General features: G+C 53.5%; 9 protein-coding genes. 4 read left to right on the top strand and 5 right to left on the bottom strand.

Annotated elements, in window-relative coordinates; translation table 11 throughout:
* Positions 1-142: 142 nt before the first annotated feature.
* The 4 genes from queF to queC are packed head-to-tail and all read right to left on the bottom strand — an operon-like array spanning position 143 to position 2,434.
* Positions 143-631: a preQ(1) synthase gene (gene queF, locus KNP80_RS12155; protein ID WP_214715054.1), complete on the bottom strand. Its 489-nt coding sequence runs from the start codon at positions 629-631 to the stop codon at positions 143-145.
* A gap of 11 nt (positions 632-642) precedes the next feature.
* Positions 643-1,338 (bottom strand): 7-carboxy-7-deazaguanine synthase QueE, encoded by a 696-nt coding sequence (gene queE / locus KNP80_RS12150; protein ID WP_251128948.1) that lies wholly within the window; start codon positions 1,336-1,338, stop codon positions 643-645.
* Positions 1,338-1,793: a 6-carboxytetrahydropterin synthase QueD gene (queD, locus tag KNP80_RS12145; protein ID WP_021068101.1), complete on the bottom strand. Its 456-nt coding sequence runs from the start codon at positions 1,791-1,793 to the stop codon at positions 1,338-1,340. The genes queE and queD overlap by 1 nt, the downstream gene beginning before the upstream one ends.
* On the bottom strand, positions 1,790-2,434 hold the full coding sequence (queC, locus tag KNP80_RS12140) for a 7-cyano-7-deazaguanine synthase QueC (RefSeq protein WP_214834811.1): 645 nt from the start codon (positions 2,432-2,434) through the stop codon (positions 1,790-1,792). The genes queD and queC overlap by 4 nt, the downstream gene beginning before the upstream one ends.
* A 208-nt stretch (positions 2,435-2,642) precedes the next feature.
* Here queC and nhaC point away from each other — a divergent pair, with 208 nt between their 5' ends.
* Complete coding sequence (gene nhaC / locus KNP80_RS12135) at positions 2,643-4,019, top strand: Na+/H+ antiporter NhaC (RefSeq protein WP_021068103.1); 1,377 nt, start codon at positions 2,643-2,645, stop codon at positions 4,017-4,019.
* Positions 4,020-4,079: 60 nt separating this feature from the next.
* On the opposite strand, the gene KNP80_RS12130 is transcribed toward nhaC, so the two are convergent.
* A complete protein-coding gene (locus KNP80_RS12130) occupies positions 4,080-4,553 on the bottom strand; it encodes an NUDIX hydrolase (protein ID WP_034805169.1) in 474 nt (157 codons plus the stop codon).
* Positions 4,554-4,676: 123 nt separating this feature from the next.
* On the opposite strand from KNP80_RS12130, the gene KNP80_RS12125 reads away from it, so the two are divergent.
* The 3 genes from KNP80_RS12125 (at position 4,677) to KNP80_RS12115 (ending at position 7,110) form a co-directional block, all read left to right on the top strand.
* Positions 4,677-5,267, top strand: a complete 591-nt coding sequence (locus KNP80_RS12125) for a DNA-3-methyladenine glycosylase (RefSeq protein ID WP_214832897.1) — start codon at positions 4,677-4,679, stop codon at positions 5,265-5,267.
* Positions 5,268-5,335: 68 nt separating this feature from the next.
* Positions 5,336-5,848 carry a type 1 glutamine amidotransferase domain-containing protein gene (locus KNP80_RS12120; RefSeq protein ID WP_029596270.1) on the top strand — a complete coding sequence of 171 codons (513 nt, stop codon included), beginning with the start codon at positions 5,336-5,338 and terminating at the stop codon, positions 5,846-5,848.
* 131 nt (positions 5,849-5,979) lie between these two features.
* Entirely contained in the window at positions 5,980-7,110 is a 1,131-nt protein-coding gene (locus KNP80_RS12115; RefSeq protein ID WP_214834810.1) for an MFS transporter, read from the top strand.
* Positions 7,111-7,161 lie beyond the last annotated feature (51 nt).

Genomic DNA, 7,161 nt, shown 5'->3' with positions numbered 1-7,161 from the left:
TATTTGACCTACTACAACGAAGAACGTATCCAAGAAAAATTAGGCTACCTTACACCGATAAAATACGGTGGGATGGCAGCCTAATCAAGGTGTTTTTATTAGTGTCTCATTTCGCTAGGTCAGTCTACGCCTACTTTTTGATTTATCGGTTGTCGACCGTCTCAGGATACAAGTCGTGGTTGAACAAACGATGTTCCGCCATTTTTTCGTATTTCGTGCCCGGTTTTCCGTAGTTGTAGTACGGGTCAATCGAGATGCCGCCGCGGGGCGTGAACTTGCCCCACACTTCGAGATAGCGCGGCTCCATCAACTTGACGAGGTCTTTCCCGATGACGTTGATGCAGTTCTCGTGGAAATCGCCATGGTTGCGGAAGCTGAACAAATACAACTTGAGCGATTTCGACTCGACGAGTTTCTCGTCCGGGATGTATGAAATGTAAATCGTCGCGAAGTCCGGTTGGTTCGTGATCGGGCAGAGTGACGTGAACTCCGGTGCGTTGAACTTCACGAAGTAATCGTTCTCCGGGTGACGGTTCGGGAACGCCTCGAGGACGTCCGGTGCATATTCAAAAATATATGGGACGCTCTTCTGTCCGAGGAGCGACAAGTCTTGTAAGTCATCTGGTCTCATAAGTATTCTCCTTAGACGCCACGTTCGTTGGCGTACAGTAATGTGTGCAGTTGCGGTAGGACACGGACGCTTTGCCATGACGGGTCACGAGCGACGTCTTCCCACAGTTCTTTTAAGCGACGGAGCTGGGCGTCGGTGATGTCACCGTCCGCACCGGGCTCAGGATTGCCGGCCGATAAATACATGACGTCCGGGGTGTAGCGCGTCTGGACCGATTTCGCATAGGCGAGGTCGATCTCGTCGAAGACGGCGACTTTGAACGTTGTCTGTTCGGGGCGCAGCCGTTCGACGATGGCGTCGAGTTTCTCCCAGTCGGTCGTCATGCCGGAAGACGGTGGTTTCGGGCTGAGCGTCACGTCGTCGATGTCAGCGAGCCAATCCTGATAGCGACTGCCTTGCGTCTCGACGGCGAGTTTGACGTCACGCGCCTTCAGTTTCGTCACCAAGTCTTTCATCGCGGCGATGAGGAGCGGGTTGCCGCCCGAGATGGTGACGTAGTCATACACACCGAGCGCGTCGAGCCGTTCGATCACCTCGTCGGCTGTGAGCATGTCAGGTTTTTCTGAGCCGTCCCAAGTGAAGGCGGAGTCGCACCACGAACAGCGATAATCGCAACCGGCGGTCCGGACGAACATCGTCTTTTGCCCGATGGCGCGGCCTTCCCCTTGAAACGTCGGGCCGAACACTTCGAGGACAGGGATTTTCATCAGTCCACCAACCATTCGCGGCGGAACTCGGCGTACGAGGTCGGCGTCTCGTACAGTTTGACGAATTCGACGCGGACGTCGCGCTCGTCAGGCAAGTGCTTGGCGAGCTGTTCGAAAATCCAGTAGCACATGTTTTCGGCAGTCGTGTTCATATAAGGTAACGACTCATTCAAATAACGATGGTCGAGGTATGGTTCGAGTTCTTCTTTAAAGATGGCTTTTAAATCACCAAAGTCGAGCGTCATGCCACGGTTATCGAGAAAACCGCTGATGCCCATTTGCAATTTATACGTATGTCCGTGCAGCGCGCGGCATTTGCCGTCGTAATCAAACAAATGATGGGCGGCATCGAATGTCACTTCTTTGACGATTTGGACACGGTGCGGACAGTAGATGAGCGAGCCGTCTTGTTTAGCTTCAACACTCGTCGGGGCGAGGAATGGAGCGTTCTTCATACGCGCACCTCCTCATAAGCGGCGAGGCCGTTTTGACGGAGTACGCAAGCCGGGCATTCGCCACAACCTGCTCCGAGGATGCCGTTATAGCACGTGAGCGTCCGTTCTTTGACATAATCGAACGCACCGAGTTGATCCGCGAGTTCCCACGTCTGCTTTTTGTCGAGCCACATGAGCGGTGTGTCGATGACGAACGGATAGTCCATCGCCAAGTTGAGCGTCACGTTCAAGGATTTGACGAACTGGTCCCGGCAATCCGGATAACCTGAGAAGTCGGTCTCACATACGCCGGTGACGATGTGATGCATACCGAGCTGTTTGGCCATGACGGCCGCAAAGGATAAGAATAAGTGATTGCGTCCATCGACGAACGTGTTTGGGGCGTCCGCATTGTCGATGTCGAGATCATGTCTCGTCAACGCGTTAGAGGTGAGTTGTCCGAGTAAGGACAAGTCGAGGATGTGGTGCGGGACATCGAGTTCGGCCGCAATCTCTTTTGCGACCTCGATTTCCGCGTCATGGCGTTGCCCGTAGGCGAACGTCACCGCTTCCACATGAGAGAATTGTTGTTTTGCCCAAAATAGGCAGGTGGTTGAATCTTGACCGCCACTAAAGACGACCAATGCTTTTTCGTGTTGCAACGTGCACACTTCCTTTTTCGCTAGTTTTGATGTCGGAGGAGGTTACGAACTCCGGAGGTCACCCTCGAGCGTTTACTTTACCATAAAAAGACGTTTGACAGGGAAAAGAGAAGCAGGTATAGTAAAGAACATCACTGAAACACTTTCGCGCATAAAAGCGTTTAAGCGGTTAGGTAGGAAATGATGGAACTGAAAGGAGGGGACGTCGATGCAGATGAAAGGAAAAGAGGCTGTATTCGTCGTGCTGATGAGCGGTATTTCCCTGCTCGCACTGATGTTTTTGGCCAAAGCGACGCCACATATGGCGATCTTTGGCACAATGGTATTAATAGGGGGTTACGCGTATTATCGGACGCGTGATTTCAAACGAATTGAAGCGGCGATGATTAGCGGGATTCGTGAAGCCATTATGCCGGTCTTGATTTTACTGTTGATCGGGATGTTGATTGGCGTATGGCAAATGTCTGGCACGGTGGCGACAATCCTCTCCATCGGTTTAGATACAATTTCAGCACAATGGTTCTTGCCGAGCGTCCTGCTCATCACGATGATCGTCTCGTCGTTCACGGGTAGTGCCTTCACGACAGTCGGTACGGTCGGGGTCGCCTTGTTCGGAATCGGGATGGCGCTCGGGATCTCTCCGGCGCTCGCGGCCGGGGCCATCGTTTCGGGTGCACTCTTCGGTGACAAGATGAGTCCGCTATCGGATACGACGAACTTTGCACCGGCCGTGGCTGGTGTCAAACTATTCGACCATATCCGCTTTATGATGGGGACGACCGTACCGGCCATCCTCATCACCCTCGTCTTGTTCACGCTTCTCGGTCGGAGCGGTCAAGCGGCGGATACGACGCAAATCGCTGAAGCGCAGGCGGCACTCGCTGGACGATTCAACTTGTCATGGTTGACGCTTCTCGCGCCGGTTCTCGTCGCGGTGCTTGCGTTCCGTCGCATGCCGGTCTTGCCGACGATGCTCGTCGGGATGTTCGCCGGAGTGTTGACGGCTGGTTTCGTTCAAGGCAACTGGAACGTCACAAACTGGTTCGGTGTCATGCAGGCCGGGTTCAAGTCGGGTGTCGAGAACGAGACGATTGCAGCTGTGCTCGATCGTGGCGGACTCGAGTCGATGCTCTGGTCGGTCAGTCTCGTCTTGATTGCGCTCGCGTTCGGTGGCTTGCTCCGTGAGCTCGGCGTATTCCAAGCGATTGTCGATGCGTTGCTCGAACGATTGAAATCACCAGGCAGCTCGGTGTTGTCGGTCGTCCTCAGCTCGATTGGCGTCAACTTGCTCGCGGGCGAACAGTACTTGTCAATCTTGCTCCCAGGTCAAGCGTTCAAGCAAGGGTTCATCGATCGCGGCATCGATCCCCGTTACTTGTCACGTGCCCTCGAAGACGGTGGGACGGTCATCAACCCGCTCATTCCATGGGGCGTGTCGGGTGCGTTCTTCGCCGCTACACTCGGGGTGCCGGTGCTTGAATACGCACCATTCGCCTTCTTCCTCTGGCTCAGCCCGATTTTCTCGATTATTCTCGGATACGTGAAGTTGGGAAAGCAGCGTGAGACGATGCGAATCGCATCTTAATCGAATCACTCAAAAAAACCATCTAGGACAATTAAAGGTCCTGGATGGTTTTTGAGTGTCTCAAGTAAAAGAGCTCTCAAGTTCCCATAGCGCATCTCCGAACTGGTCGATGAGCGCCTGAGCCCTCGATTCGATGTTCGATGGCAAGTCAGCTCTTGAGAAATACTGCAAGTCCAGACTTTCTCCGTCGTTCATGGCTAACGCCCCTTGCACGCGCTTCGCATGGAAGAGGTTGATGACACTATGCGTTTCGTCTCCGTTCGGATACTTGAAGTAAAACTTCGGTCCCGAACAGACACCGACGAGTTCAAATTGATTCGTTTCAAGCCCTGTCTCTTCATTCAATTCACGAGCGGCCACTTCTTCTAACGTCTCATTCAACTCCATCGAGCCTCCGGGCAATCCCCAATCATTCGTATCGGACCGATGTTGGAACAACAGCTCCCCGTATTCGTTCAACACGAGGATGGTCGCCCCGACACTGATGAGCGGCCTGCTCCCCACTGTCTGTCTTAACTCTAGAAGATACCCCATCTTTCTTCGCCTCGCTTTCTCGTATGTCATACCATTCGATTCCGATCATGAATTCCCTTTGACTACGAAGGGCATTTTTTTTGTGTCCGTGCGCTAACGTTTGAGAAAATAGGTGGAGGAGGGATGACGATGAAACGACTCGACCTATCATTTTATGAACAACCGACGATTGAATTGGCCCGATCGCTGCTTGGTAAGTATCTCGTCCACAATCATTTCGACGGTCAAATTGTCGGGAAAATCGTCGAGACGGAAGCGTACCTTGGTGCCATCGATCGAGCGGCCCATAGCTTCGGCGGCAGACGGACGAATCGGACCGAGGTCATGTTCGGGATGCCGGGACACGTCTATACGTATCAGATGCACACGCATACACTCTTGAACGTCGTGAGCGGTCCGGTCGGCACGCCGGAAGCCGTCCTCATCCGAGCCATCGAGCCGATTGAAGGACAGGCGATTATCGACATGCATCGTCCTGGCATCAAACGGTTCGATCAGACGAACGGTCCTGGGAAACTGACGAAAGCGCTCGGGATCACGATGGACTTGTACGGGCATTCGCTCCAACATGAACCGCTCTATATCGTCGAAGGGGACGTCATTCCAGACATCGAGGCCGGTCCGCGCATCGGGATTCCGAACACGGGCGAAGCGCGTGACTATCCGTATCGCTTCTTCGAACGGACCAATCCGTACGTCTCCAAGTTTCGCTGAATGTTTATGGTCCGGTTAGTTGTGGAACACTCCCTATGTGCTTAAAAATAATGAGGGAGTGTTTCAATATGGCAAAAGTAGCAACGCTAATCACAGACATGTTTGAAGACGTAGAGTTCACGGGTCCACGCGACGCATTGGTGGAAGCGGGGCACGAAGTTGTCACGATTGAAAAGAAAGCTGGTAATACAGTCGAAGGCAAACAAGGGGAGTCGAAGGTCACAATCGACAAAGCCATCGACGACGTCTCACCAGAAGACTTTGACGCACTGCTCTTACCGGGCGGATTCTCACCTGATTTGTTGCGCGAAGATGACCGTTTCGTCCAGTTCGCGAAAGCGTTCATGGACGCGAAAAAGCCGGTGTTCGCCATTTGTCACGGACCACAGCTGTTGATTACGGCGAAGACGCTCGAAGGCCGCGATGCGACGGGCTACAAGTCGATTAAAGTCGACATGGAATACGCTGGAGCGAAGTATGCGGACAAAGAAGTCGTCGTCTGCCAAGAACAGCTCGTGACGAGCCGTCAACCGGACGACATCCCGGCGTTCAATCGCGAGATGCTCAATCTGCTTAAATAATGTGCAGGCCACGGAATGTTTCCGTGGCTTTTTTTTGTGTCAGCGGGAATAGACAAACAAGGAGGAGATGTATGATGAAAAGAGCACGTTCACCTAGTTAAGTCGGTCGAAACGTTGTGTTGCTTGGTTGGATGCGTTGGTTCGATGCGCTCATCCCGGCCTACACGATTGAACGTCTGTTTTGGGAGTCGCGGACGATCACGATTCAAGAGGTTGTCTATCTCGAAATGATTTACGCCGTCCTCGTCGTGATGCTTGAAGTGCCGACGGGTGTCCTCGCCGACCGATTTGAGCGGCGGCGGCTGATGCAAATCGGGGTCGGGTTGGAATGTCTATCGTTTATCGTTCTACTGTTGTCGTTCTCGTTTGTCGGGTTTGCTGTCGCCATCGGCTTGTCAGGCATTGGAGCGGCGTTTCGAAGCGGGGCCGAGAATGCGTTGCTGTATGAGACGCTCGAACAGGACGGAAAGGCGGGAACGTTTGAACGTACAGTCGGTCGATTGAACGTCATCGGAATCGTCGCAGCCGTGCTCGCGGCCCTCAGTGGCAGTCTGTTGGCGACACGCTTCCCGTTTGAGCTGAATTACGTGCTGTCGATTGTCAGTTTGTTCATCGCGACGACATGCAGCCTCGGTCTGATTGAAACAAAGCGAGTCGTATCGGACGAACGGTTGATGTGGGCGGACATCGCGGCCGGTTTCCGCTTTATTCGGCAACATCGTCGCGTGTTTATCGTAACGTCGTTGTTTGTTGTGACCATTAGTGCGTTCAATTTTATCGATGAGTTCTGGCAGTTGTATGTGCGCGACGTCGCGCTTCCGCTTTATTGGTTCGGGATGCTGTCAACGATTCTACTGCTCATCCAAATACCTGGACAGTTGGTCGCACCGGTGCTGTTACGTTTCGCCACGGCCGAGCGTTGGTTGCGCTGGATTGGCTGGGGCATCGGTATTGGCTTTGTCATCCTCGGTCTGTATCCAGGGCCGACCGGTCTCGTGATGATGGTCGGAATGGCCTGTCTCATCGGGATCGTTGAACCGCTCTATCTCGGGGCGTTGCACCACCGTGTCCCGTCCACGATTCGGGCGACGACGGAATCGTCCGTCTCGATGTTGCTGCATGGCGGCATCATCCTGTTCGGGCTCGTGTTTGCCGTCGGGGCAGGGGTGACGCTGTTCGCCGCCTTTTTGTTCATCGGGATTACCGTTTGTGTGCATCAAGCGATTGTCACGGTCAGAGCGTGGAAAGAGGATGCTTCCTGAAGCGTCCTCTTTTTTTACGTCCCAAGACCTAGGGCGGTTGAGAATAAATTT

Source organism: Exiguobacterium sp. E4787 (genome assembly GCF_018618375.1).
Classification (GTDB): Bacteria; Bacillota; Bacilli; order Exiguobacteriales; family Exiguobacteriaceae; genus Exiguobacterium; species Exiguobacterium chiriqhucha.
The sequence above is the reverse complement of the archived record's forward strand: the minus strand, read 5'-3'. Positions and strand labels throughout refer to the sequence as shown.

Excerpts from the sequence above, each read along its gene's own strand:
- queF (WP_214715054.1), bottom strand. The coding sequence starts at position 631 with ATGAGACCAGATGACTTACAAGACTTGTCGCTCCTCGGACAGAAGAGC.
- KNP80_RS12115 (WP_214834810.1), top strand. The coding sequence starts at position 5,980 with ATGCGTTGGTTCGATGCGCTCATCCCGGCCTACACGATTGAACGTCTG.
- queE (WP_251128948.1), bottom strand. The coding sequence starts at position 1,338 with ATGAAAATCCCTGTCCTCGAAGTGTTCGGCCCGACGTTTCAAGGGGAA.
- KNP80_RS12125 (WP_214832897.1), top strand. The coding sequence starts at position 4,677 with ATGACGATGAAACGACTCGACCTATCATTTTATGAACAACCGACGATT.
- KNP80_RS12130 (WP_034805169.1), bottom strand. The coding sequence starts at position 4,553 with ATGGGGTATCTTCTAGAGTTAAGACAGACAGTGGGGAGCAGGCCGCTC.
- KNP80_RS12120 (WP_029596270.1), top strand. The coding sequence starts at position 5,336 with ATGGCAAAAGTAGCAACGCTAATCACAGACATGTTTGAAGACGTAGAG.
- queD (WP_021068101.1), bottom strand. The coding sequence starts at position 1,793 with ATGAAGAACGCTCCATTCCTCGCCCCGACGAGTGTTGAAGCTAAACAA.
- nhaC (WP_021068103.1), top strand. The coding sequence starts at position 2,643 with ATGCAGATGAAAGGAAAAGAGGCTGTATTCGTCGTGCTGATGAGCGGT.